The organism is Rhizobium leguminosarum (genome assembly GCF_019798305.1).
GTDB classification, from domain to species: Bacteria; Pseudomonadota; Alphaproteobacteria; order Rhizobiales; family Rhizobiaceae; genus Rhizobium; species Rhizobium leguminosarum_U.
Window position 1 is genome coordinate 152137 of record NZ_JAAXDD010000013.1, and the last position, 24640, is coordinate 176776.

The 24640-nt window shown below is 59.4% G+C and carries 25 protein-coding genes; 15 read left to right on the plus strand and 10 right to left on the minus strand.

Features of this window, described 5'->3' with window-relative positions; translation table 11 throughout:
- The first annotated feature begins 64 nt into the window (after nt 1-64).
- The 4 genes from HFO99_RS23095 (at nt 65) to HFO99_RS23110 (ending at nt 3791) form a co-directional block, all read left to right on the plus strand.
- On the plus strand, nt 65-721 hold the full coding sequence (locus HFO99_RS23095; protein WP_261323288.1) for a class I SAM-dependent methyltransferase: 657 nt from the start codon (nt 65-67) through the stop codon (nt 719-721).
- A 400-nt stretch (nt 722-1121) separates the two neighbouring features.
- Nucleotides 1122-1994 (plus strand): glycosyltransferase family 2 protein, encoded by an 873-nt coding sequence (locus HFO99_RS23100; RefSeq protein WP_222281237.1) that lies wholly within the window; start codon nt 1122-1124, stop codon nt 1992-1994.
- Nucleotides 1995-2061: 67 nt separating this feature from the next.
- Entirely contained in the window at nt 2062-2799 is a 738-nt protein-coding gene (locus HFO99_RS23105) for a class I SAM-dependent methyltransferase (protein ID WP_020486317.1), read from the plus strand.
- A 2-nt stretch (nt 2800-2801) separates the two neighbouring features.
- Complete coding sequence (locus HFO99_RS23110; protein WP_222363867.1) at nt 2802-3791, plus strand: fatty acid desaturase family protein; 990 nt, start codon at nt 2802-2804, stop codon at nt 3789-3791.
- A gap of 41 nt (nt 3792-3832) precedes the next feature.
- Here HFO99_RS23110 and HFO99_RS23115 read toward each other — a convergent pair whose 3' ends face one another.
- Entirely contained in the window at nt 3833-4852 is a 1020-nt protein-coding gene (locus tag HFO99_RS23115; RefSeq protein WP_222281235.1) for a hypothetical protein, read from the minus strand.
- A gap of 129 nt (nt 4853-4981) precedes the next feature.
- Here HFO99_RS23115 and HFO99_RS23120 point away from each other — a divergent pair, with 129 nt between their 5' ends.
- A complete protein-coding gene (locus HFO99_RS23120; protein WP_261322765.1) occupies nt 4982-6163 on the plus strand; it encodes an acetyl-CoA carboxylase biotin carboxylase subunit family protein in 1182 nt (393 codons plus the stop codon).
- Complete coding sequence (locus HFO99_RS23125; protein ID WP_222363869.1) at nt 6160-7374, plus strand: Gfo/Idh/MocA family protein; 1215 nt, start codon at nt 6160-6162, stop codon at nt 7372-7374. The genes HFO99_RS23120 and HFO99_RS23125 overlap by 4 nt, the downstream gene beginning before the upstream one ends.
- A 271-nt stretch (nt 7375-7645) precedes the next feature.
- Here HFO99_RS23125 and HFO99_RS23130 read toward each other — a convergent pair whose 3' ends face one another.
- The 4 genes from HFO99_RS23130 to HFO99_RS23145 all read right to left on the minus strand — a co-directional run bounded on the left by HFO99_RS23130 (nt 7646) and on the right by HFO99_RS23145 (nt 11126).
- Nucleotides 7646-8755, minus strand: coding sequence for a DegT/DnrJ/EryC1/StrS family aminotransferase (locus HFO99_RS23130; protein WP_222281232.1), 1110 nt, complete (start codon nt 8753-8755; stop codon nt 7646-7648).
- Nucleotides 8756-8887: 132 nt separating this feature from the next.
- On the minus strand, nt 8888-9253 hold the full coding sequence (locus HFO99_RS23135) for a hypothetical protein (RefSeq protein WP_261323289.1): 366 nt from the start codon (nt 9251-9253) through the stop codon (nt 8888-8890).
- Between the two features lie 93 nt (nt 9254-9346).
- Nucleotides 9347-10249, minus strand: coding sequence for a proline iminopeptidase-family hydrolase (locus HFO99_RS23140; protein ID WP_222363871.1), 903 nt, complete (start codon nt 10247-10249; stop codon nt 9347-9349).
- Between the two features lie 64 nt (nt 10250-10313).
- The gene (locus tag HFO99_RS23145) at nt 10314-11126 is read right to left on the minus strand and encodes a helix-turn-helix transcriptional regulator (RefSeq protein ID WP_222363873.1); all 813 of its coding nucleotides are present in this window, start codon (nt 11124-11126) and stop codon (nt 10314-10316) included.
- Nucleotides 11127-11255: 129 nt separating this feature from the next.
- Here HFO99_RS23145 and HFO99_RS23150 point away from each other — a divergent pair, with 129 nt between their 5' ends.
- Genes HFO99_RS23150 through HFO99_RS23170 form a run of 5 tightly spaced genes read left to right on the plus strand, consistent with a single transcriptional unit; the run spans nt 11256 to nt 17224 of the window.
- Nucleotides 11256-12146, plus strand: coding sequence for a proline iminopeptidase-family hydrolase (locus HFO99_RS23150; RefSeq protein ID WP_222363875.1), 891 nt, complete (start codon nt 11256-11258; stop codon nt 12144-12146).
- 51 nt (nt 12147-12197) lie between these two features.
- Nucleotides 12198-13136: an ABC transporter permease gene (locus HFO99_RS23155; RefSeq protein ID WP_222281228.1), complete on the plus strand. Its 939-nt coding sequence runs from the start codon at nt 12198-12200 to the stop codon at nt 13134-13136.
- Nucleotides 13133-13984, plus strand: a complete 852-nt coding sequence (locus HFO99_RS23160; protein ID WP_222363876.1) for an ABC transporter permease — start codon at nt 13133-13135, stop codon at nt 13982-13984. Before HFO99_RS23155 ends, HFO99_RS23160 begins: the two co-directional genes overlap by 4 nt.
- Nucleotides 13981-15690 (plus strand): dipeptide ABC transporter ATP-binding protein, encoded by a 1710-nt coding sequence (locus HFO99_RS23165; RefSeq protein WP_222363877.1) that lies wholly within the window; start codon nt 13981-13983, stop codon nt 15688-15690. The genes HFO99_RS23160 and HFO99_RS23165 overlap by 4 nt, the downstream gene beginning before the upstream one ends.
- A gap of 19 nt (nt 15691-15709) precedes the next feature.
- A complete protein-coding gene (locus tag HFO99_RS23170; RefSeq protein WP_222363878.1) occupies nt 15710-17224 on the plus strand; it encodes an ABC transporter substrate-binding protein in 1515 nt (504 codons plus the stop codon).
- 75 nt (nt 17225-17299) lie between these two features.
- Here the strand turns inward: HFO99_RS23170 and yghU are convergent, their stop codons facing one another.
- Both yghU and HFO99_RS23180 read right to left on the minus strand, forming a co-directional pair.
- Nucleotides 17300-18172 (minus strand): glutathione-dependent disulfide-bond oxidoreductase, encoded by an 873-nt coding sequence (yghU, locus tag HFO99_RS23175; RefSeq protein WP_222335818.1) that lies wholly within the window; start codon nt 18170-18172, stop codon nt 17300-17302.
- A gap of 195 nt (nt 18173-18367) precedes the next feature.
- Nucleotides 18368-19219 (minus strand): NAD(P)-dependent oxidoreductase, encoded by an 852-nt coding sequence (locus HFO99_RS23180; protein WP_222335817.1) that lies wholly within the window; start codon nt 19217-19219, stop codon nt 18368-18370.
- Between the two features lie 211 nt (nt 19220-19430).
- Here HFO99_RS23180 and HFO99_RS23185 point away from each other — a divergent pair, with 211 nt between their 5' ends.
- The 3 genes from HFO99_RS23185 (at nt 19431) to HFO99_RS23195 (ending at nt 21256) form a co-directional block, all read left to right on the plus strand.
- Nucleotides 19431-19898, plus strand: a complete 468-nt coding sequence (locus HFO99_RS23185; protein ID WP_222363879.1) for a universal stress protein — start codon at nt 19431-19433, stop codon at nt 19896-19898.
- A gap of 117 nt (nt 19899-20015) precedes the next feature.
- Nucleotides 20016-20930, plus strand: coding sequence for a DnaJ C-terminal domain-containing protein (locus HFO99_RS23190; RefSeq protein ID WP_064248435.1), 915 nt, complete (start codon nt 20016-20018; stop codon nt 20928-20930).
- A 2-nt stretch (nt 20931-20932) separates the two neighbouring features.
- A complete protein-coding gene (locus HFO99_RS23195; RefSeq protein ID WP_222363880.1) occupies nt 20933-21256 on the plus strand; it encodes a chaperone modulator CbpM in 324 nt (107 codons plus the stop codon).
- Between the two features lie 14 nt (nt 21257-21270).
- On the opposite strand, the gene HFO99_RS23200 is transcribed toward HFO99_RS23195, so the two are convergent.
- Genes HFO99_RS23200 through HFO99_RS23210 form a run of 3 tightly spaced genes read right to left on the minus strand, consistent with a single transcriptional unit; the run spans nt 21271 to nt 23443 of the window.
- Nucleotides 21271-22200 (minus strand): phosphatidate cytidylyltransferase, encoded by a 930-nt coding sequence (locus tag HFO99_RS23200; RefSeq protein ID WP_222363881.1) that lies wholly within the window; start codon nt 22198-22200, stop codon nt 21271-21273.
- On the minus strand, nt 22197-22817 hold the full coding sequence (locus HFO99_RS23205; protein WP_222335811.1) for a lysophospholipid acyltransferase family protein: 621 nt from the start codon (nt 22815-22817) through the stop codon (nt 22197-22199). Before HFO99_RS23205 ends, HFO99_RS23200 begins: the two co-directional genes overlap by 4 nt.
- Nucleotides 22814-23443, minus strand: coding sequence for a CDP-alcohol phosphatidyltransferase family protein (locus HFO99_RS23210; protein ID WP_222363882.1), 630 nt, complete (start codon nt 23441-23443; stop codon nt 22814-22816). The genes HFO99_RS23205 and HFO99_RS23210 overlap by 4 nt, the downstream gene beginning before the upstream one ends.
- Nucleotides 23444-23650: 207 nt before the next feature.
- On the opposite strand from HFO99_RS23210, the gene HFO99_RS23215 reads away from it, so the two are divergent.
- Nucleotides 23651-24637, plus strand: a complete 987-nt coding sequence (locus HFO99_RS23215) for a BMP family protein (protein WP_222335807.1) — start codon at nt 23651-23653, stop codon at nt 24635-24637.
- The last annotated feature ends 3 nt before the right edge of the window (nt 24638-24640 follow it).

Sequence of the window (24640 nt, forward strand, 5' to 3'; positions counted from 1 at the left end):
GAATCAGAGCGATAACACATCGAAGTAATGGTAGAAATCTGGCAGGCCAATCATGGACAGGGTAATGGATAGTCTTAAAACGCTGATGACGGACCCTGCAACGCGGGCACGCGTGGACAATGAATGGGATAAGCTGGGGACAGATTTTGCCGCAGCTTATGCCGCGATGCCAGCCAAGTACATGTCGCGGACAGAATTGTCTTTTCATTCTTACGTCAAGCTTTTGGGATTTCTCAGTATCGACGTGGCCTCACTCGAGGGAGACATCGTTGAGATCGGAGTCTGGAAAGGCAAGTCTCTCGCCTTTATGCAAAGGCTTTCGTCACCTTCAACAAAACTCGTTGGAATTGATCCATTCGAACTGCAAGGGCAGCTTCAAGAAGTCGATTATTTTCGCAATATTCTTTATAGAACCTGCATTTTGATAAGAGGTTACTCGCAGAATGCAGTCGAGCGCACACTGCAGGCTTCCCAACGGTTCAAGATTTTGCATATTGATGGCGGTCATGCGAGCGAGAATGTATGGGCAGATTTCCTTCTTTATGAGCGATTTGTCGTACCTGGTGGCTATGTCGTCTTCGACGACTATGGCGATTTTGCCCATTCACCAGAAGTGGGACCCGCCGTAGATCGGATACGTGCAGCGGGCTTATTCGAAAGCTATGATATCTTGGGTCAATTGCCGGAGTATGAGCACAGCTACGTCCTGCGAAAGCGATAGGGCGAGTGAAATTCGCCGCTTCTCGAACGCCAGCGAGCCCTCAGCCAGCTTTCGAGCCGCCTGAATTGCCTTAGAAAAGATCTATTGTCATTTTGGAAGAGACGATGAATTCTGTCTTGATGCCGAGATAATCGCAGATTTTCGTGATTGAATTGAATACGTAAGAATCTCGTGGAACGCACTTGCGAATGCCCGAGGGCGTGCCCCGTTTCTCCCAAAAATTATCTATGTATTGGGCGAGATCAGGGCCTTTTTTCCGCTTGTGCCTCTTCCTCTGCACAAGCCTCGCGTAACGTCCGCGCTCTATGATCATGGCAAGTAGTCTGCTTCGGTCGTTCGGAGCGCCGATCACCGCTCTCGCCGACGGAGGCTGGAGGGGGCGTCTCAAGGGGAGAAACATTTGCCGCGCGTATCGATCTGTATCCCGGCCTATAAGCCCGATTTCTTTGAACTCGCCCTGAAGAGCGCAATCGCGCAAAGTTTCGATGACACGGAAATCATAGTCTCTGACGATTGCCCGACGGATGCAATCGAGAAAATCTGCGAGAGATACTCAGGCGTTATCCAGTACAGCCGCAATCCGGATCCGGCCGAGTACAAGAACGTCATACGGCTCGCCGGGCTCGCCAGCGGCGAGTACATCAAATACCTCTTCGACGACGACGTCCTTAATCCGTTCTGCATCCAGTACCTGCTCCAAGCGCTTGAAGCCACACAGAACAGAGGAACGAAACTCGCGTTTTCCCCGCGCTATTTCATCGACGAGCGGAACCAGGTTACAAATCTCGGCAACGGATTGATGGTCGAAGGCTCGCTGAAGGTGATCGAGGGCCGCGACTTCATACGCATCACTGCCGTCAAGCATCATAATCTGCTTGGCGAGTTCTCATCGGCGCTCTTGAGAACGGCCGATTGCTTTGATGAATCCGGCCGTTTCAGTCTTTTCAAGGTCGTGGACGGCATCATTTCCGGACCGCTCGATCTTTCATCCTGGGTTGGGCTCTCCCTCCGCGGAGCGATCGTCGGGCATCCCATGCCCCTCTCCTATTTCCGTCAGCATTCCAATTCGCAGTCCAATCCAGCGGCCAACCGCTATTTCATCTACTCGATCACCTACTACGAGGAAGTGCTCGATCTCGCGATCGAGAAGGGCTACCTGCAGCCCTCCGATCTGCCCATCGCCTATCGGAACCTCATCAATCACTATTCCTACTGGAGAGGATCGTTCCCGGAACTGGATGAACGGATCGCCCGCATCAGCACACGTCTCTAAGTCCCACGCAGGCGCAAGAGAAATCGCAAAGGATTAAATCACGATGGACGGAATCACGGGATCAGAGATGCAGAAGCTCATTGAAAGTGCCGCGGCGTTGCGCCCGGCGCTTGCTGCGAAATCGGGAGTTTACGAACTGAAATTGCGAGCGCTTCTGGAACTCGCCGACGAATTGAAAATTGCGAACGAGTACACCGCCAGTCTGCCGCCGATTGATATCGGCAGCATCACGCTTGTCGACCAGGTTGTCCTGGTGTTGCTCGCCAAGATCGTGAAGCCCCGGAAGATCATCGAGATCGGCACGTACAAAGGTTTCACCACACGCCTTCTCATCGAAAACACGCCGGAAGACTGCGACGTGGTCTCCATCGACCTGCCGAAGGGCCTCACGGCGCATCTAGCCGAGACTGACGAGCGTAGCGCCTTGTCATCCGCCGAGCAGAATGACGACTATCTCCGCAAGCGCCAGGAAATCGATGGCGAGGCCTATCTGGCGTCGATCACCGAGACGCAAAGGAAGCGCCTCACACTCGTCAAGGAAGACTCAACGACGATCAATTTCAAGGAGGCCTTCCAGTCGGCCGAGATGATCTTCATCGATGGCGGACATGAGAACCAGATCGTCCGGGCGGATACGGAAAACGCATTCGGCATCGTCAAGCGCGGCGTCATCGTCTGGCATGACTACAATTCCAAGATCCACGGGGACGTCACCGAGTATTTGGCGGAGTTCTCGAAATCGCAGGTGGTCTTCCATGTCGCAAACAGCCTTGTGGCCTTTGCGTTGGTTAATATAGAGCTCTGATCATGGGTGCTAGCGAGATCAGAATGGGCAGCCTGTTGACGAAGGACGAGTTCCGGGACCTCACGGCATCGAACGACCGGATCGCTTATTCCCACCTCGCGCTCAGGATCGGCATCCATGCCGGCCTGCTTTTCGCGATGGTCCGCGCATGGGAAGGCGGCTATCCCGCGCTTGCTTTCGCAGCCTTTTATCTTAACGCCGTCCTATGGCAGTTCGCCGGCTATGCCGGCATCGGCCATGAGCTGTTTCACAAGAAGGTCTTCAGCAGGAAATGGCTGAACACTCTGTTCTTCAAGCTGTTTTCCTATGTGACCTGGAACAATCCGAGCTATTTCGAAAAAAGCCATCAGTTCCACCACGCTTCGACTTTCCATGAGGATGACAGCGAAATCTATCGCGATTTTCCGCTCAACTTGCTGGGCGCAGCGCGTCTCGTCCTGCTTGATTATCAAAGCCTTTGCAGGCGGATCCTCTATGCGCTCTGCAACGCCTTCGGCTACGAAGCGTATTTCGGCAAAGGCATCCGATTGAAACTGATGCCCGCCGAACGACGCGCGGCGCAATCCGATGCGATCTTTATGCTTGCGCTCAACGCCATCTGGCTGGCGCTGTTTTTCCTTGCGACGCGGTCGCCTGCCCTGACGTTCATGTTTTTCATCACACCGTTCGTCGGATCGCTCCCAAATCGTGTTCTGGCGCTAGCGCAGCACGTCGGCCTCGAAGATCACAAGGACGAAAGCGCGCTTCTTTTTTCAAGAACGGTCAATTTGCCGACACCGATTGCATTCTTCTATGCCAACATGAATTATCACGCCGAGCACCACCTGCTGCCATCGGTTCCCTATTACAATTTGCCGAAGCTGCACGATATCTTGAATGCCAAGCTCAAAGTAGAGCGCGAGGAAAAGGAATTCGGCTACCTCTTCACCCGGGACTTCTGGAGCTCGGTGGGAATATCGGCAAGATTGGAAGGCAGTGCCGTGCCTGAATGACAGGCTGGAGCGCTTGTGTGCGCACCAACCTGTCGACGCAATCAGCCTTTGGGCGTCAAGAGCATGAAGCGCATGATATTTGGCCGCCCCTCGGAGCAAATGAGGTAGCGGTTGTCGTCGGTGAAATCGTTCAATTCCGGAAATTGCGTCAGATCTCTGATGGCGGGCGCAATGAATTCGACATTGAATAACGCTGAAGCCGAGGTGAGGAGACGGGTGTACTTGTCCCAGAAACCCTCGACCCAGTTGTGGATCTCGATGACAATCGTCGCCTGTTTCAATGCCGATAAGGAGTCATCGTCAAGGATTTCGAACTCCGCACCCTCGGCGTCAACGAGGACGACTGTTTTCGCCAGATCAAGATGGCTGAGCTTTTCATAAAACAGCCTGTCTGCGGCGCCGAATATTTCGATCCTGTCCGACGCGGAATTCGCCTTGGCGTTCGATGCAATGGTGCGCTGCCCTTCCTCGCTCAGTTCAAAGCAGACGGCGTTTTTCGCCCGACCCGACCGAACCATGCCGATCGCGTAATATCCGTCGGCGGCGCCGACATCGACGAAGCTCTCAACGGCATCCAATCTTTCGGAGAACAGGAAATCCAGTACTTCCTTCTCATAAAGGCCCAAGAGCATCGACCCGAAGTCGCCACCGCCCCACCAGTTGTTCTTCGCAAGCGACAGCCCCTTGAACGGACCGTATTTCACGACCCCACCAAGCAGATCGTAGATCTCAGACGACACGCGTCTTCTGCGCTGAAGAATCGTTTCCGCGCGCCATTGCTCCCGCATCTCCATTGTCGCGCGGGACTGCCGTTCGAACACCTTTTGGAAGAAGATACGCTCACCTTCAATCAGATCAGGCAGTTTTTCGTTCATTGCGCGGTGTCTCTTTTCGCAGCTGCAGTCTGCATCTTTGTCCGATGCCGACGTTGGAATCACAGCCGAAAGCGTATGAGATGGTACTCGGCTTAACAAGGCGGCCCGTTTGCTTCCCACAAGCAAGGCAACAACGCCGACAGACGCCCAGACATCCAGGCGGCAAGCCTCGGGTAACGCCCGCATCCTATGACTGTCGCTATCACGTCCGTTTCAGTTTTTCGCATATCAAAAACGGACGAAGTGGGACTGCACACCCTGTTTCGGCTGTGCCGTTCCAACAGGCCAGCCCGGGTGCGTGGAATGGATTTGAAAATGACCAAGAAAGCATTGCTCGTCGGCAGTAACTTCAGCGCAGTTCCTCTTCTATTCGCTTTGAAAAGGCGCGGCCTCCATATTTCCGTTTGCGGAAACCGGCCAGACGAGCCCTGCCATGCGCATGCGGATCAATCGCATTTCATCGACTACAGCGATCGGAACGCGCTGCTCGCCCTCGTCGAGAACTGTGATTTCGATTTCATCGTGCCGACGGGCAATGACGTCGCCTATATGTCGACCACCTTCGTTGCCGGAAAACTTGAATTTCCGCGCTTCGATTCGATGGAGACCGCAACCATCATTCACACGAAGCAGGCATTCCGTAGCTTTACTGAGCGGTACGATATCCCTGCCCCGCGCTCGGTGCGCCTGCAGGGCGATTCGCCAATCGAGACCGAGGCGCTGCGTTATCCGCTGCTGGTGAAGCCGAGCGACAGCTTCAGCGGCCGCGGCGTCACAAAGGTTTTCGACCGGACTGAACTTGCCGCCGCCATCGCCGATGCCCGGCGAAACTCGCGCGCGGCGGAGATCGTTATCGAGGAATTCATCGAAGGCAGCCTGCACAGCCATTCCGCCTTCATCAAGGACCAGGAGATCGTCTTCGACGTCTTCGTCGACGAATATTGCACGGTCTATCCATACCAGGTCGATTCATCGAACCATCCGTCGCGCCTTTCCGAAACTGTCCGCTCGAAGACGCGGGCCATTATGGCGCGCGTCGTCAAGCTGCTCGGACTGCAGGACGGCCTCATTCACACGCAGTTCCTGTCGAATGGCGACGATGTCTGGATCGTCGAATGTATGCGGCGCTGCCCGGGCGATCTTTACGGCTCACTTGTCGATCAGTCTCTCGGCATCGATTATGCCGACCTCGTCATAACGCTGCTGCTGGGTGAGGAATTTTCGGCCGAACCGCGCTTCGATCCACCGCTGTTCTTCGGGCGCCACACCATCACCTCCGACACCCCCTCGACGCCGTTTTCCTTCTCGCATTCCATTCCATCATCCGATGTCCGCATCACGCAGCTCAAGACCACCGGCAAACCAATGAATGCTGCACCGCTCGACAAGCTCGCCATCCTATACGCCCGTTTCGAGTCGCGGGACGAGATGCTGAAGGTGGTGCCGGATTTCAAAACGTTCATTTCGCTCCAAACGATGCAAGGAGATCTCGCATGATCCGCTCAAATCAGGGAGTACCGGAGAAGCTGCGCCTCGCCTTTCTAGGCGGTGCCGTCAATTCCGCTGTGGGTCGCGCTCATCGCGATGCGATCGAGCTTGATCAGAAATTCGATCTTGTCGCCGGCTGCTTCAGCCGCCATGGCGACATCAATCGCGAAACGGCGCGGCAGTACCGCATTTTGCCGGAGCGCTGCCACGCCGACTTCGATACCTTGCTCTCGAAAGAGGCCGCCAACATCGACGCTCTCGTCGTGCTGACGCCGACGCAGCAGCATACGAAGCAGGTCGTCGTCGCACTCGAGGCAGGTGTTTCGGTGATCTCGGAAAAGGCCCTTGCCGGATCGAGCGCCGAGACGCGCATGATCGGCAATGCCCGCAGTAGCGGGGCCTTTTTGGCCGTAACCTACAACTACACGGGATATCCCATGCTCCGCGAAATCCGCAGCATGGTCGAGCATGGTGTTTTTGGCGAATTGCAGCAGATCCATATTGAGATGCCGCAGGAGAGTTTCCTCCGTTTCCGCCGCGACGGGACGCCGATGACGCCGCAGGACTGGCGCCTACACGACGGCGCCGTACCGACAGTTTCGCTCGATCTCGGTGTTCATGTGCACTCGCTGCTTCATTTCCTCACGCAGCGGGAGCCGGAAGAAGTCTGCGCAACCAGCCACAGCTTCGGTCACTTTCCGCAGGTACTCGACAATGTGCAGGCGCTCGCGCGCTGCGCCGGTGGCCTGCATTGCAGCATGTGGTACGGCAAGACCGCGCTCGGGCAACGCAATGGCCTGCGTGTGCGGCTTTATGGCTCCAAGGCATCGATCGAATGGCTTCAGGAAACCCCCGAGCTTGCCTATTTCTATGACTGCAACGGCCGCAAGCAGATCCTCGATCGAGCCAGCCCGGATATCATGATCGCTAACAATACCCGCTACGAGCGGTTCAAGCCAGGCCATCCGTCTGGCTTCATCGAAGCCTTCGCGAATTATTATGCCGATCTTGCCGATGCCCTGCTGCAAAGCAAGACCAATACCGCACGCCTGCCTCATCCCTACGTGCTTGGGCTCGATGAGGCGGAGGAAGGACTGCGGCTGCTGGAAGCGATCGAATGCTCGCGGCTTGAAAACCGCTGGGTCGAGATTGAGCCACGGGGCGTACGGCGCCCGGTGACGGAGCGGCTCGAAATCCGACCTCCGCAACTGGCGCTTTAAATCTGGCGTCTATGAGATGAAGAAAGCGGCGTGATCGATGGTCACGCCGCTTTCATATGAGCAGCCACCTGCAATACGCCGGCTCGCGATTTCTTATCTGGCAGGCAGAGCCCGCGCTTCAAGTCTTTGCTGACAGATGAGGCGGCTAGAATAGGATGTCGCCCGAAAACCACACTTCTCGGCATCATGCTCGGGTGGCCTATTGGCGCACGATCTTGCACCGCATATACCTTCGATCTGCGGTGCAAGATGACAGTCGGAATACGTTTTTTTAGGCCGACTCGATCAGCGCGCAGACCTTGTCGACGATCTCCAGCTCCATGTCCGGATAGATGGGAAGGCAGAGCACCTGTCGTGCGGCTTCGCTTGCGACCGGCAGATTCGAGGGCTGCGAGGAAGGCAGGCTGCGGTACATCGAGAAGCTTGAAATCAACGGATAGAAATAGCGGCGCGGATGAATGTTGTTTTCCTTCAGCCGTTCATAGAGCTCATCGCGTGAAATGGGATAGCCAGGGCGCACGAGGATCGGGAAATAAGAGAAGTTGGAAACGGTCTCGCCGGAACGGTCCAGGCATTCTATGCCGCCCACGCCGCGGAGCCGCTCACGGTATGCACTGTCGATGAACCCACGTCTTTCGAGCGCGAGCTTGATGTATTTCAGCTGCAACAGGCCGAGCGCAGCGTTGAACTCGCTCATTTTGCCATTCGTGCCTGGCGCCACCACGGTCACTTCGTCGACATAACCGAAGTTCTTCAGCTGATCGATGCGGGTCTTCGTCTTGGCGTCCGGGCAGATGATGGCCCCGCCTTCGAATGTGTTGAAAACCTTCGTCGCATGGAAGCTCAGGATGGAAAGGTCGCCGTGATTGAGAATGCTTCCCCGCTCGTCTTCCACGCCGAAGGCATGGGCAGCGTCATAGATGACCTTCAGATTGTAGAGGTCGGCGATCCTCTGGATCGCATCGACGTCGCAAGGGTGGCCGTAGCAATGCACCGGCATGATCGCCGTCGTCTGCTGCGTGATCGCCGCCTCGATCTTCGCCGGATCGAGATTAAGGGTCACCGGGTCGACGTCGACGAAGACGGGCTTCAAGCCGTTCCACAGAAGCGAATGCGAAGTGGCCACGAAGGAATAAGGCGTGGTGATGACTTCGCCCGTGACGCGGAGCGCCTGAAGCGCCGTCAACAGCGCGACCGTGGCGTTGGAAAAGAGGCTGATGTGCTTCACGCCGAGATGGTTACAGAGCTCCTGCTCCAGCTGCTGGTGGAATGGCCCGCCATTGGTCAGGATGCGGTTGTTCCAGATCGCTTCCAGCGACGGAATGAATTCTTCGAGCGGCGGCAGGCTGGGCTTCGTTACATAGATCTTTTCGTTTTTCATGACGCCGTCGAGGAGGTTGGGCATTATCGCGCAATGGGCCTGGTCCGAACATCACGGCTTAACCTGTTCCCAAGCTGACCAGAGCATGATGCCGAAAAGTGTGAGTGGTTTTCGGATGACATTATGCTCTAATTATAATCGGGAGATTGCCTTCGCGGGATCGCGGCCGAGATCGATCGCAGCCTGATGAAAAAGATCCTTGCTGATCTTCAGCCGCAGGATCATACATTCGCGGTCGTCCTCCCAGACGCCATCAAGGCCGGCTGGCACCACGTCGATATCGCCATGCTTCTGCAGTCGGCGATGCTCCCCCCCGTCACAACGGCATTGCGCCCGCACCGGCCGGCCGACATGGATTCCGAGGCGATGATACGGCGTGCCCGAGATATGCGTGCGGCCAGGCGGAATGCGCACCAGATCGGCCTCCAGACCGTGCCAGCCGCGTCCCCTGCTCGTTGCGAGGATTGTCGCGCTCCCTGCCTGCGGGTGATCGTTCATCGGTCCGTTCCATTCGCTCTTGAATGGAACGGAGACTATCTCAAGCGCCACTGCCGCGGCAAGAAACGGCGTTGTCAGCGTGGACGAGTTTTCTCAATCGTGCCGTGACAGGAAACCGGAAACGGTCGCCAGGCAAAGCTGCTTTTCCTCGACATGCGGCATATGGCTTGAATTTTCGAAGAGCACCCATTCGCAGCCGGGAACGCGTTCGAGATAGGGCCTTACCACCAGGGGCGTCGCCTCGTCGTATTTTCCCGAGATCAGCAGCGTCGGAGCTTCGATGCGGTCCAGCCTGTTCTCGATCGTCCAGTCCTTCATGGTGCCGATGACGTGAAATTCGGTCGGGCCGTTCATGTTGCGGTAGACGGTGTTGTCCTCGTCCATGATCGCAAAGGTCCGCGCCACTTCAGGCGGCCACGGCACCACCCGGCAGACATGGCGGTCATAGAAGATGCGTGAGGCAGCGATATAGTCCGGATCGGTCAGGCTCCCCGCCAGCTCGTGCTTCAGCAGCGTGTCCTGCACCTCCTTCGGCAGTTCCTGCCTCAGCCGGTTTGCCTCCGAAACCCAGGTATGCATGTTGGCCGGCGAGTTGGCGATGACCAGCGCCTTCAGGCCTTGCGGCCGGCGCACCGCATGTTCGGCGCCGAGCATGCCGCCCCAGGACTGGCCGAGGAAGGCATAGTGCTGCTGGATGCCGAGATGGGAAAGCAGCGCGTCCAGCTCCTCGAGGAACAGACCGACCGTCCAGAAATCCGGGCCCATTTCCGGAAGTCGGGTGGAATTACCATTGCCGAGCTGGTCGTAATGGATGACCGGACGGCCGTCGAGGGCGGCGATATCCTTGAAGGAATCGACATAATCATGGGTGCAGCCAGGCCCGCCATGGGCGACGACGAGGGGCAGCTTGCCGCTCTCCAGCGAACCGGTGACGCGATACCAGGTGCGATAGTCGCGAAAGGGCAGGTAAGCTTCTTTGGTCGTGACTTCGCCCACTGGTATCTCCATCTCATTAGCAATGATGAAAACCATAATGCGGCGGCGACGGCGAAGGCAGCTATCACAAGTTATAGGGTGGCCAATTATGGGTCGGCCGGTCTTCGAGCAGGCGGTAATGGGTGGCGCGCACCACGGCCTGGGTTCGGTTGCGGGCGCCGAGTTTCTTTGTCGCGGCGTTCAGATGCATCACGACGGTCGGTATGGAACGGTCGATGATGCGGGAAATTTCCTTGGCGGAATAACCTTCCGCCGAATGGCGCAGGCATTCCCGTTCTCGCTCGGTCAGGCGGACAGTGCCGACGCTCTTTGCCCGCGTGTCGAAAAGCGAATAGGCGGTCTCATGAAAAACATGGGCAAGCAGGTTGAAGTCGGCGATATAGCGCAGTGCGTGCCGTTCGAAATCTTTGTTCCGGCCGAAGCGGATACCGGTGACTGTGGCATAGTCGCCGCGTGGCATATGAACCGGAACGGTGACGCCGGTCGACATATCGCGTTCGCTCAAATAGCGCGTCACCGGCGCGGTGTCGTCGTTCATGAAACGGTTGATCAGCGTGTCAGCGTCCGAGTCGTAGTTCCAGAAGAAAGGTGCGGAGGTGCGCAGCGCCACCTGCTGCACCGGATCGATACGGAAATAGCCGCGATTGAACCAGTAGTCGTGCATATCGTCGGAGATATTCCGCAGCTTCAGCAGCGATGGTATCATGATCGCGCCGTCGAGATCGTAAGGCACCGGCGTATAGTCGTAGATCAGCGCCTCGAAGCCGATCTGCTTCATCGCCTCGAAGGCCTGGTCGATCCGGCCGTCCAGCGTTTCGTGCGCTGTAAACTGCCGTCTGATCGTTCCGATATCGTCAAGAATGGGGTCGTCAAGCATTGGCTGCTCCCGGGTTCGGCATTGCGGCCCACCCTATCACTTCTTATAGCTGGCACTGAATGCGGTTTAAGGTAAAAATTTAGCCGTGCCCAAATATTGAGCAAGCGAAATCTTCTGCCGGAGCGATCAATGTGGCGTGAAATACGGCCGGACGAGCGATTCGAGATCGATGTCGATGGCCATCGCGTCGTTGCCTATAGTTTCGGGACCGGCAGCGAGACGGTTTTCTGCCTGAACGGCGGGCCGGGTTTGCCCTGCGATTACCTGCGCGAATCGCATTCCTGCCTCATCGACAAGGGCTATCGCGTCGTCGCCTTCGATCAACTCGGCACCGGCGCTTCCGACCGGCCGGACGATCTCACGCTCTGGACGATCGGCCGTTATGTCGAGGAGACGGAGACGGTGCGCAAGGCGCTGGGGCTCGGCAAGGTCCACATGCTCGGCCATTCCTGGGGCGGGTGGCTGGCGATCGACTATGCGCTGACCTATCCCGAAAACCTCAAGACGCTGATCCTCGAAGATACCGTCGCCGACATGCCGCATCTGATCTCGGAACTGGAACGGCTGCGCGCAGCGCTCGGTTCCGAAACCGTCTCGATGATGCAGAAGCACGAGGCGCAGGGCACCTACAATCATCCGGAATATCTCGCCGCCGTCACCATCCTCAACTATCGCCATGTCTGCCGTCTGCCGGAGTGGCCGGCGCCGGTGCGCCGCTCGCTCGACGATTGGAACATGGGACCTTACGAGACGATGCAGGGACCGAACGAGTTTCTCTATATCGGCAACCTCAAGGATTGGAACCGCATCCCCGACCTGCCGCGGCTGACGCTGCCGGTGCTCATCACGACCGGAGAGCATGACGAGCTGACGCCGGCCTGTGCGCTCAGGATGAAGCTTGCGCTGCCGAACGCCGAACTCAAGGTGTTTGCCAATGCCAGCCATATGCCGTTCTATGAAAACCCGCAGGATTATTATCCGGCGCTTCTCGATTTTCTCGCCCGGAACGAGGCAGGCTAATGCAAGAGGAAACGCACCGAACCCGACGAAGACAAAGGGGCGATCGCCGTCATGCATCGCTATAAATTCGTTTTGACGCGACCGCTGCAGTTCCTGCCCGTCATCTTCGGCATCAGCGTCATCACTTTCATTCTGGTCCGGCTGATCCCCGGCGATCCGGCGCGCAATATCCTCGGGACGCGTGCGACGCCGGCGGCTCTCGCCAGCATCCGTGCCCAGTACGGTCTCGACCAGCCGATGTGGCTGCAATACGTCTATTTCCTCAAGAACCTCGCCAATGGCGAAATGGGCAAGTCGATCCTCTACAAGATCGACGTGCTGAAGCTGATCGTAACCCGCATCGAGCCGACGCTTGCGCTTGTCGTCTCCAGCGTCGTGCTGTCGATCCTGATCGCGGTGCCGATGTCGGCGATCGCCGCACGCAATGCCGGCCGGGCGCCGGATCATGCGGTGCGCATCGTCTCGACCTTCGGCATCGGTTTTCCGCCCTTCTGGCTGGGGTTGATGCTGATCATCCTCTTCAGTGTCGAACTCGGTGTGCTGCCGGTTTCGGGCTATGGTGCAACGATCGGCGAAAAGCTGTCGCATCTGGTGCTGCCGAGCCTGACGGTCGCGCTGTCGCTCTCGACCGTGCTGACGCGCAGCTTACGGGCGGCGATGATCGAGCAGCTGAAATCGGATGTCGCGACGGCGGCGCGCGCCCGCGGCATGCCGGAGGGAATCGTCTTCTGGCGGCATGTCCTGCCGAATTCGCTGGTGCCGACGATCAATCTGCTTGCCGTCAACATCGGCTGGCTGATCGGCGGCACGGTGGTGGTCGAGAGCGTCTTTGCGCTGCCCGGCATGGGGCAGCTGCTGGTCAGGGCGATCTTCTCACGCGACTACATGGTGGTGCAGGGCGTCGCCATGGTCTTTGCCTGCGCCACCGTGCTCATCAACTTCATCGCCGACATCGTCACTGTCGCCGTCGATCCGAGGGTGAAGCTATGAGCATCGAGGCGTTCGTCCCCGCCTCGCCCGGCTGGCGCCGGTTCTTTGGCCGGCGGCCGATGCTTGTGTTCAGTGCCGGCCTGCTGCTGTTCTTCGTCCTGCTGGCGATCGGCGCACCCATCTTCGCGCCTTACGATCCGATCATGCAGAATGCCGAGGTGCGTCTGCAGGCGCCTTCGCTGTTGCATCCTTTCGGCACCGACAATTTCGGCCGCGATATCCTCTCCCGCGTCATCTGGGGCGCGCGCCTCGATCTGCAGATGGCGCTGATCGGCGTCATCTTCCCCTTCGTGATCGGCACGACGGTCGGCACGATCGCCGGCTTCTTCGGCGGGATCGTCGATGCGCTGTTCATGCGTCTTGTCGATATCATCCTCGCCTTTCCCTTCCTCGTGCTGATGCTGTCGATCATCGCGATCCTCGGCCCGGGCCTCGGCAGCTTCTACATCGCCATGGCGCTGGTCGGCTGGGTCTCCTATGCGCGGCTGATCCGGGCGCAGATGCTGGTGCTGAAGGGCAGCGACTATGCCGTTGCCGCCGTCAGCCTCGGCTTCAGCCGCCCGCGCATCATGTTCCGCCATCTGTTGCCGAACGCGATCGCCGGCTCGGTCGTCTTTTCGATGTCGGATGCGACACTGGTGCTGCTCAGCGGCGCTGCCGTCAGCTATCTCGGCCTCGGCGTCCAGCCGCCGACCGCCGAATGGGGTGTCATGGTCGCAGAGGGACAGAGCTTCATCACCACGGCATGGTGGATCACTTTGTTTCCCGGCCTCTCCATCGTCTGCCTCGCCTTCGGCTTCAGCATACTGGGCGATGCGCTCGGCGAACTGCTGGGGGTGCATGAATGAGCGGCTCCGTGCTGTCCGTCCGTGATCTCACCGTCAGGGCGCATGTCGATTCCGGCCCGCGCACGCTGCTCGATGCGGTCTCACTCGACCTCGGCAAGGGCGAGATCCTCGGTCTCGTCGGCGAGAGCGGCTCGGGCAAGAGCCTGTTCTGCCGCTCCCTGGTGCGCCTGCTGCCCTCATCGCTGCTGAAGATCGAAAGCGGTAGCGTGGTGCTCGAAGGGCGTGACCTCATGCGGATCGACGATGGCGAGATGCTGAAAGTGCGCGGCGGCGAGATCGGCATGATCTTCCAGAACCCGACCAGCCATCTCGACCCCGTGATGCGGATCGGCGACCAGATCGCCGAGGGCATCCGCTATCACCAGGGCCTCGGCGCCCGCGAGGCCCGCACTGCGGCGACGGAAATCCTGGCGCAGGTCGGCTTCCCCGATGCGAAGCGCCAGTACGACAGTTATCCGCACGAATTTTCCGGCGGCATGCGACAGCGGGCGATGATCGGCGTGGCGCTGTCCTGCAATCCGAAGATCCTGATCGCCGACGAGCCGACCACGGCGCTCGACGTGACCATCCAGGCGCAGATCCTGCGGCTGTTGATTGACATTCGCGATCGGCGCGGCCTGTCGATCATTCTGATCACCCACGATCTCGGTATCGTCGCCCAGACCTGCGACCGCATCGCCGTGCTGCGCGGCGGCAAACTGCTCGAAGAAGGGCCGAAGCGGACGATCCTGGCGCGGCCGCAGCATCCCTATACGATCAACCTGATCAACAGCCACCCTTCCCTGCCGGGCGAGATATCAGCGCCGCTGCTCGAGATTGCCGACGCCAGCAAACCGGCCAGGCCATTGCTCGAAATCGACGATCTTCATGTGCGCTTCAGAGCTGGCGGCGCCCTGCTCAGGGGCAGTGCCAAGACGGTCAGCGCTGTTGCCGGTGTCAGCCTGCAGATCATGCCGGGCGAGACGGTCGGCATCGTCGGCGAATCCGGCAGCGGCAAGAGCACGCTTGCCCGGGCCGTGCTCGGCCTCACGCCGCTTTCGTCGGGCCACGTCACCTTCGACGGCGTCGATCTGGCGCTGCAGAAAAGCGCTGGCCTGGCAAAGCTCAGGCGCGAGACGGCGATGGTCTTCCAGGACCCCTATAATGCGCTCAATCCGCGGCTGACAATCGGGCAGATGCTGGCCGAGGTGCTGAAGGTGCAGGGCAAGGTCGCCAGGAGCGATATTCCGACGCGGATCGGCGAACTGCTCGATCTCGTCGGCCTCGAACGCGAATTCGCCGGCCGCAAACCGCGCAGCATGAGTGGCGGCCAGTGCCAGCGCGCCGGCATTGCCCGGGCGCTGGCCGTCGATCCGAAGCTGATCATCGCCGACGAATGCGTGGCGGCCCTCGACGTCACCATTCAGGCGCAGATCATCGAGCTTTTCCGAGAACTCACGGCGAAGATGAACCTGACGCTGATCTTCATCGCCCATGATCTCGCGATCGTCCGCAATCTGTGCGAACGCGTCGTCGTGATGTATCGCGGCGAGATCGTCGAGGAAGGTCGTTCCGAAGAAGTCTTCGCGCGGCCTAAGCATTCCTATACGGCGGCGCTGATCGCCGCCATTCCCGACATCGATCCTGACAAGCGGCTGCTTCAAGACGCCGACGGCAAGGACGATCCGCATTCGATGCCGATTCAATCAATCAAACGCATGCCATAACAACGAAGGGAACGAACTCATGACAAACAGGTGGAAATCAATCGGGCTTGCAGCTTTGCTCGCCGGCCTGACGCTCAGCGCAAGCTATGCCGAGGCCGCCGGTGTGCTCACCATCGGCCGCCGCGAGGATTCGACGACATTCGATCCGATCAAGACCGCGCAGAACATCGACAACTGGGTGTTCTCCAACGTCTACGACGTGCTGATCCGGGTCGACAAGACAGGCACGAAACTGGAGCCGGGCCTTGCCGAAAGCTGGACCGTCTCGGATGACGGGCTGACCTACACGTTCAAGATCCGCGACGCGAAATTCTCGGACGGTTCGCCGCTGACGGCGGAAGACGCGGCCTACAGCCTGCTGCGCATCCGCGATGACGCCGCCTCGCTTTGGAGCGATTCCTATAAGGTGATCGACATGGCGGTGGCGACTGACGCGCGCACGCTGACGATCAAGCTCAAGAACCCGTCCGCGCCGTTCCTTTCGACGCTGGCGCTGCCGAATGCCTCCGTCATCTCCAAGAAAGGCATGGAATCGCTTGGCCCCGATGCCTATGCCGAAAAGCCGATCGCATCCGGTGCCTTCGTGGTCGAGGAATGGCGGCGCGGCGACCGCGTCATTCTGAAGAAGAACCCGAACTTCTGGCAGGCCGACCGCGTCAAGCTTGACGGCGTCGAGTGGATCTCGGTGCCTGACGACAACACCCGCATGCTGAACGTTCAGGCCGGCGAGCTGGATACGGCGATCTTCGTTCCCTTTTCTCGCGTCGAGGAGCTGAAGAAGGACCCGAACCTCAATGTCGATATCGACGCTTCGACCCGTGAGGACCATCTTCTGATCAACCATGCGCATGGCGCGCTCGGCAAGAAGGAAGTCCGCCAAGCGCTGGATCTCGCGATCGACAAGAAGGCGATCGTCGATACCGTCACCTTCGGCCAGGGCACGGTCGCCAATTCCTATATTCCGAAGGGCGCGCTCTATTATTATGCCGACAATCTGCAGCGGCCCTATAATCCCGAAAAGGCGAAGGAGTTGCTTGCGGCCGCCGGCGCCTCCGACCTGACGCTGAACTATCTGGTGCGCGCCGGCGACGAAGTCGACGAACAGACGGCGGTGCTCGTCCAGCAGCAGCTGCAGAAGGCCGGCATCACCGCCAACTTGCAGAAGGTCGATCCGAGCCAGGAATGGGACATGACGGTCGCCGGCGACTACGATATCTCGGTCAATTACTGGACCAACGACATTCTCGATCCGGATCAGAAGACCACCTTTGTCCTCGGCCACGATTCCAATAACAACTATCTGACCAACTACAAAAACGAGGCGGTCAAGGAATTGGTGGCGAAGGCCCGTCTCGAGCTCGACCCGAAGAAGCGCGAAGCGATGTATGTCGATCTGCAGAAGATGGCCAAGGACGACGTCAACTGGATCGACCTCTATTACAGCCCCTATATCAACGTCTCGCGCAAGAATATCGAGAACTTCTATCAGAACCCGCTCGGCCGCTTCTTCCTGGAAGAGACGGTCAAGAACTGAGTTCGCAGTTGCTCCGTCGCCGCAAAGGCGGCGGAGCATCATTTGTTGCTGCGACACGTGGCTGGGGCCGCTTGCTTACTCGGCCGCGAGCTTGTCCTGCGTCATGGTATCGAAGTCGCTGGCGTCGTGGCGCTCGTGCAACTGGCTAGAGGGCTCGCCGGACAGGCGGTTGACCATTCGGCCGCGTTGCACGGCCGGCCTGCTGTGGATGGCGTCGGCCCAGCGCAGCACGTTCTTATAGTCCTCGACCTGCAGAAATTCGGCTGCCCCGTAGGTCCAGCCCTTCACCAGACCGCCGTACCAGGGCCAGACGGCAATATCGGCGATCGTATATTGGCTGCCTGCCAGATAGTCGCTTTCGGCCAGGCGACGATCGAGCACGTCGAGCTGACGCTTCACTTCCATGGCGAAACGGTCGATCGCATATTCGATCTTCGTCGGCGCATAGGCGTAGAAATGGCCGAAGCCGCCGCCGAGATAGGGCGCGCTTCCCATCTGCCAGAACAGCCATGACAGGCATTCGGCTCGGTCGGCAGGCTCGGTCGGCAGGAAGGCGCCGAACTTCTCAGCGAGATAGGTCAGGATGGCACCGGATTCGAAGACGCGGATCGGCTTTGGCCCGCTGCGGTCCATCAAAGCCGGTATCTTGGAATTGGGGTTGACCGCGACGAAGCCGCTTCCGAACTGATCGCCGTCGCCGATCTTGATCAGCCATGCATCGTATTCGGCACCGCTATGGCCAAGCGCCAGCAGTTCCTCGAGCATGATGGTGACCTTCTGGCCGTTCGGCGTGCCGAGCGAATAGAGCTGCAGCGGATGGCGGCCGATCGGAAGCTCCTTGTCATGCGTCGGTCCGGCGATCGGGCGATTGATGCTGGCGAACTGGCCGCCATTCGCCTTGTTCCAGGTCCAGACTTTCGGGGGTGTATATTCGGGAGAACCGCTCATCTTTCAAACTCCTGGCTTTGGTAAGATAGATCGCGACGCCAATCGGTTTGGCCACCGCATTTTTCCTGACATAGCAGAGGCAATCAGGTTTGGTCAGAGGTGTCGGAGAAGGTTCACACAATCGTCAGAGCGCTGGCAAACCCATGGCTCTATCCCTCGTATTCGGTTGCTGCGACGATTGCTTGACCATCGCGATCAGTTTTCGGTTTCCGAGTAGGTGATGATCTCGTCCAGCTGCTCGACGAGCACGCGGCTGCCCTCCACGTCGCCGGCCATCCTGGAGAAGACGTCCGCCATGCCCCGGAAGATGGTCGCGGCCGGATCATCCTCGCCGAGGAAATCGGCGATCTCCTGCATTTCGGCAACCCACCGATAGGCTTTCGGATACATGTCCGGTATGGATCTCGACAGCTTGCGATCGACGTCCGGAAGGCTTTCGGAGAGCTCGGCTTTCAGGCTTTCGGCGGCACCCGAACGCGATGCGGCGAGCAGCATGGCGGTGCTGAGGCCGATAAATCCCTTGTTGATGCCGGCATAACACATCTTCAGTGCCGAGGCGGCGCCGAGCGGTCCGTCGAGCCTGCGGATCCTGAGGCCGCAGTCCTCGAGGGGCCGGCTTCGGCCCGCAGTATCGCCGCTGATATAGATGGTCGGACCTGATTTGCCGGGGACCGGCGGCCCGCCGATGATCGCACCGTCAAGCACTTCCACGCCCCTGCCTTCGAAGCGTGCTGCCAACGCCCTCATCGTTTTCGGCGCGATCGCGTTGAGGTCGACGAAAGGCGGCGGCGCCGACATGGCGGATGATATGTCCGCGACGAATTCAGCGACCTTGATCGCCTCCGCCGGCGGAACGATCGACAGGATCAGCTCGGCCTTCCTCAGCTCCTGGTGGCCGACAGGCACCATGCCGGCTGCCTTTGCCCGCGCCATCGTCCGCTCGCTCCTGCCCTCGAGGCAAGTCAGCACCGTGGCACCGTTGTCGAACAGCCGTTTGGCGACAGCACTTCCCATCGCACCTGATCCGATAATCGCAAAATTCGGCATGTGAACCTCAATCAGTGACGGCATCAGGTGAAAAATGTTGCTGAGGGCCCTGCCGTCAACTGCGACGATTCAGCCGGAGGTCCATTCCGAAGCAGCTGGCCGTTTCATGCGCGCTGCCGTTGCGGCACGTTTGCTTGATATTCGTCAATGTCGGGACGGTCGACACCGGTATGATCGGTGCTATCATTCGCATTCAAGGATATGGATTTCAATGTATCGGACGATCATCTGCGGCATCGGCATGGGCTCCAGGGAAACGGCAATCCGCCTTCTGCGCCGGGCTACTGCGCTGGCGGACGAAGGTGGAAGCATCGTCGTCATGCACGTCATCGAGAATATCCCGCGCCGTCACCTGACGGAGCTTCCCGAGGAATTCGAAACGACCGCCATCGTCGACGCCGAAAAGAAACTAGCATCGCTCTGCAAGGAGATGGGAATTCCGGCGACGATCGAGGTGCGCGTTGGCGTTGCCGCCTCCCTGCTCGTCTCCGTCGCAAGGGAGAAGTCGGCTGATCTCATCCTGCTTTCATCCCATGTGACGGATATTACCGACTACGTCTTCTCCTCCATCGTCGACAAGGTCGTGCGCCACGCCGGGTGCTCGGTTCTCATCGACCGGCGACCCGATCCCACGCATGAAGGCTCGGCGCCTCAAGTGGAAGATGCGGCGTTGCTCTAGCTCCGCTGCGGATTGATGAAGTCGATCACGAACGACCTCCCCTCCCCGGGGCCGGCCCGACAACCTATATCATCCCCAAGCCAACCAGCAGTATTCGCTGCCTGACCGGAGAGATGCATGAGCCAGGATCCATATGAGCTTCTGGGCGTAAAGCGGGATGCGACGCAAAAGGATATTCAAAGCGCGTTCCGCAAGCTCGCCAAGAAACTTCACCCCGACCTCAACCCCGGCGACAAAAAAGCCGAGGAACGGTTCAAGGAAATTTCGGCCGCCAACGAGATCTTGAGCGACGAGGAAAAACGCGGCCGCTTCGATCGCGGCGAGATCGACATAACCGGCGCCGAGCGGGCGCAGCGCAACTATTACCGCGACTATGCCTCGGCGAGCCGTCCTAGCGATCCCTATCACAACAGCGCAGGCTTTGCCGATTTCGGCGATGCCGACGATCTCTTTGCCAATTTCTTTTCGCGACGTGCCGGCGGCGGCCAGGCCCGCAGTCGTGGCCGGGACAGCCATTTCTCGATGGAAGTCGGCTTTCTCGACGCCGTCAACGGCACCAGGACTGAGATCAAGCTGCCGGAGGGCCCAGCGCTCGATGTACAGATCCCGCCGGGAACGCGCGACGGCCAGACTTTGCGGCTGCGCGGCAAGGGCGAGCCGGGCATCGGCGGCGGGCCGGCGGGCGATGCCCTCATCGACATCCGTGTGCGGCCGCACCGCTTCTTCACGCGCGACGGCGATGACATCCGGCTCGAACTGCCGATCTCGCTCGGCGAGGCCGTGCTCGGCGGCAAGGTTCGTGTGCCAACGCCGTCAGGGCCTGTCAATCTGACGCTGCCGCCTCATTCCAACACCGGCAAAGTCCTGCGCCTCAAGGGCAAGGGTATTGCAAAACGCGGCGGCGAACATGGCGACGTCTACATCTCTCTGAAGATCGTGCTGCCCGATGCCCCGGATGAACGACTGAAGTCCTTCATCCAGGAATGGGCGACGGCAAACCCATACGATCCGAGAAAGAACATGGAGGCCTGATCATGGATGATCTCGAATTCCGTCTTTACTTGAAAATCGACGTCGTCCAGCTCGACCTCTGGGTCGAAGAGGGTTGGCTGATCCCGGAGACGTCAGGCGGCCAACGGCAATTTCGGGACGCCGATGTCGCACGCGCCCGGCTGATCCTGGATCTCATGGGAAACATGGGTGTCAACGAAGCCGGCGTCGATGTCATCATGGACCTAGTCGACCAGTTGCACGGCCTGCGGGGCACGATGGGCAAGCTGATGACCGCCATCAGCATGCAGGAGCGGGATGTTCAGCGCCGGCTGTTCGAGAGCCTCGAGGAGATCGACCGGTTTTAGCCAGAACCAAGCTTCTACACGGCGAACCAATAGCGGATGATGTGAAAGAACAGCGGCGCGGCGAAGGTGATGGAATCCAAGCGGTCGAGCACGCCCCCGTGACCCTCGATCACATAGCCCCAGTCCTTGGCGTTGAGATCGCGCTTGATGGCCGAGAGCACGAAGCCGCCGAAGAAGCCGGCGACGACGATGACCGTGCTGATGGCAGCTGCCTGCAGCGGCGAGAACGGCGTCAGGCGATATAGCAGTGTTCCCACGAGGATGGCCGAGGCGCCGCCTCCGACCAGCCCTTCGATCGTCTTCGACGGGCTGATGTTCGGCGAGAAACGGTGCTTTCCGAGGAGCTTGCCCCAGACGTACTGGAAAACGTCGCTGAGCTGCACGACCAGGACCAGATAGACGAGAAGAAGTGCCGACGGCGTGCCGGTTTCCAGCATGAGGAGTGCCGGGGCATGGCTGATCGAATAGACCGTCAGCATCAGTCCCCACTGCACCCTAGCGCTGCGGGCGAGAAATTCGTTGACGTCGCCGGTCAGGGTCGCCACCGCCGGCAGGATCAGGAAGGCATAGACCGGGATAAAGATGGAGAAGAGGCCGTACCACTCGGTTCCGAGCAGCACGTAGTGGATCGGCAGGACCACGAAGAACGACAGGAAAAGCGCCAGATGATCGCCACGTCGCGATGGCGTCAGCGTCCAGAATTCGCGAAGCGCCATGAAGGATAGAAATGCGAACAGGATGACCGTCGACGTTTCGCCGAGCAGGATCGCGCCGCCGAACACGGCGACCATGATCCACCAGGAGCGGATACGGGCGTTGAGGTTCTGAACGGTGGCGACGGAGCCGGGTTCTGTCGCGCGTCGCTGCAGGATGAAACCGATGGCGGAGGCGACGGCAAGCAGGCCGAGGATAGCGGCTAGCACGAAAGAGAACATACTGGTCATGCGGTGTGCCCCCCATCCGCGAGCTCGATGACAGCGGCACGGGCGCGCGCCAGGAATTCGGCCTTTTCCTCGCCCGGTTCGACACGCAGCGGTTTGCCGAAGCGCGCCGTGCAGGTGATCGGCACGATCAGCATGCTTCCCTTAGGCAGGATGCGCTGGAGGTTGTCGAGATGGATCGGCACCAGATCGACATCGGGGAAACGGCAGGCAAGGCGAAAGATGCCGCTGCGGAACGGGGCGATCTCGTCGGTGGTGCTTCTCGTTCCTTCCGGGAAAATCAGGACTGAGCGCCCCTCCTCGAGCAGGCGCTCTATCGGAGCCAGCGGGTCGGTATCAGGCGGAGGCTTGCGGTCTATCAGGACCGCTCGCAGGCCTTTCTCCGCGATGAAACGGCGAAAGGCGCTCGCTCCCCAATAATCGCGCGCCGCAACCGGATGGGTCATCCGGCGCACCGGCCAGGGCAAGGCGGCCATGACGGCGACGGTATCGATATGGCTGTTGTGATTGGCGAAATAGATGCGCCGGCTGGGATCGGGCGCGCAGCCCCGCCACTCGCTTCGGGCGCCGACCAGGATACGGACGAGCAGCACGAGAAACCGACGGATAATCGCGATCATAGCTTCTCCAGGGAATGTTTCAGCCTCAACGTGCGGGTGGTGCAGGTGACGAGGCTACCGGCCGCGATGATCGCGGATGCAAGGATCAGCGACCAATGGCTGGGGGATATCAGCGTCTCAACGCTCTGGGCAAGGAGACCCGCTGTCAGCACGGCCATGCGGCGCTGCTTGGCCATGATGCCGCTGAAATCCTGCGGCAGGCCCACCGATCCGCCGAACACCCTGATATAGGCGGTAAGGGCTGCGAGCAGCGCAGACAACCAGCCAAGCCAGCCAAAGCCGCAGGCATAACCGGCCGCGATCAGAAACAGGCTGTCGGCGACCCGATCGGGAAATTCGTTGTAGAGCGGCCCGCTCTTGGTTTTCTTGCCGCCTTCGATCGCGACCATTCCGTCTAGCAGATTGCAGACCAGCCGCAGTTGTACCGAGATCGCGGCGCAAACCATGGCAATCGGATGTGTTGTGAAAACGATGAGCGCTGCGCCTATACCCGCGAATACGACCGATAAAAGCGAAATGCCGTTCGGTGTCGCGCCGCTCCGCGCCAGCCACGCGCTGAGGCCGATGGCCCAGGAAGACGACCGGCTCGCGATCGGTCGCCGCGAGGCGCCCTCTTCTTCCCCCATTTCATGTCCCCCAACCCCTATCCTCCTTGCTTATCCTGCCAATTGCGTCGCGCCAAGCCGCGACGCCATACAGTTCGGAAAAAAATGGCTGCAGAACGCAAGGCGCAACAGATTGAACAGCCTGATTTTTAAGCCCATTCGCTGCTTGACACATTTTTGGGCGCTACTATGATTTTTGAACCAAATGGTAAAAAAGGGGAACAATCAATGACCAAAGATATCCTGATTTCACGCCGGGCAGTGATCGCGTCGGGCATTGCGCTTGGGGTCAGCGGCTTTGCCCCGCTGGCAAGGGCGGCTGCGCCGCTGAAGGTTGCCGGCATTCATGCGTCGCCGGTCGAAAATGCCTGGAACTCCTGTCTGCACAAGGCCCTGCAGGACGCGGCCAAGGAAGGCGTGATCGAATATGTCTTCTCCGAAGGCGTCTCCGGCACCGATTATCCGCGTGCCATGCGCGAATATGCCGAACAGGGCAACAAACTGATCATCGGCGAGGCCTATGCGGTGGAAAAAGAGGCCCGGCAGGTCGGAGCCGACTATCCCGATACCGCTTTCGTGCTGGGTTCGAGCGGCGAGCAGGCCGGCGACAACTTCGGCGTCTTCGGCACCTGGAATCATGACGGCGCCTATCTTGCCGGCATGCTGGCGGGCAAGATGACCAAGTCGAATATCGTCGGTTCCGTCGGTGCCATTCCGATCCCCGAGGTCAACATGCTGATCAATGCCTTCGCGGCCGGTGTCAAGGCGGTCAACCCGGACGCAAAGCACCTCGTCTCGTTCATCGGCACCTTCTTCGATCCGCCGAAAGCCCGCGAAGCCGGTCTTGCCCAGATCGACGCCGGCGCCGACATCCTGTTCGGCGAGCGCATCGGCACGGCCGATGCCGCCAAGGAGCGCGGCATCAAGTCGGTCGGTTCGCTGATCGACTATACGCCGCGTTATCCCGATACGGTGTTTGCCAACGCCATGTGGTATTTCCGCCCGATCCTGGACGCTGCGATTGCCGATGTCACAGCCGGAAAGCCGGTCGGCAGGAACTACACGTCCTACGGCCTGATGAAGGAAGGCGGCAGCGATATCGTTTTCGTCAAGGGTGTCGCACCCGCCGAGGCAGAGGCTGCGATGGAAGCCAAGCGGGCAGAGATCAAGGCCGGCACCTTCGAAGTTCCGAAGATGATGGACGAGCCAAAGTAATTC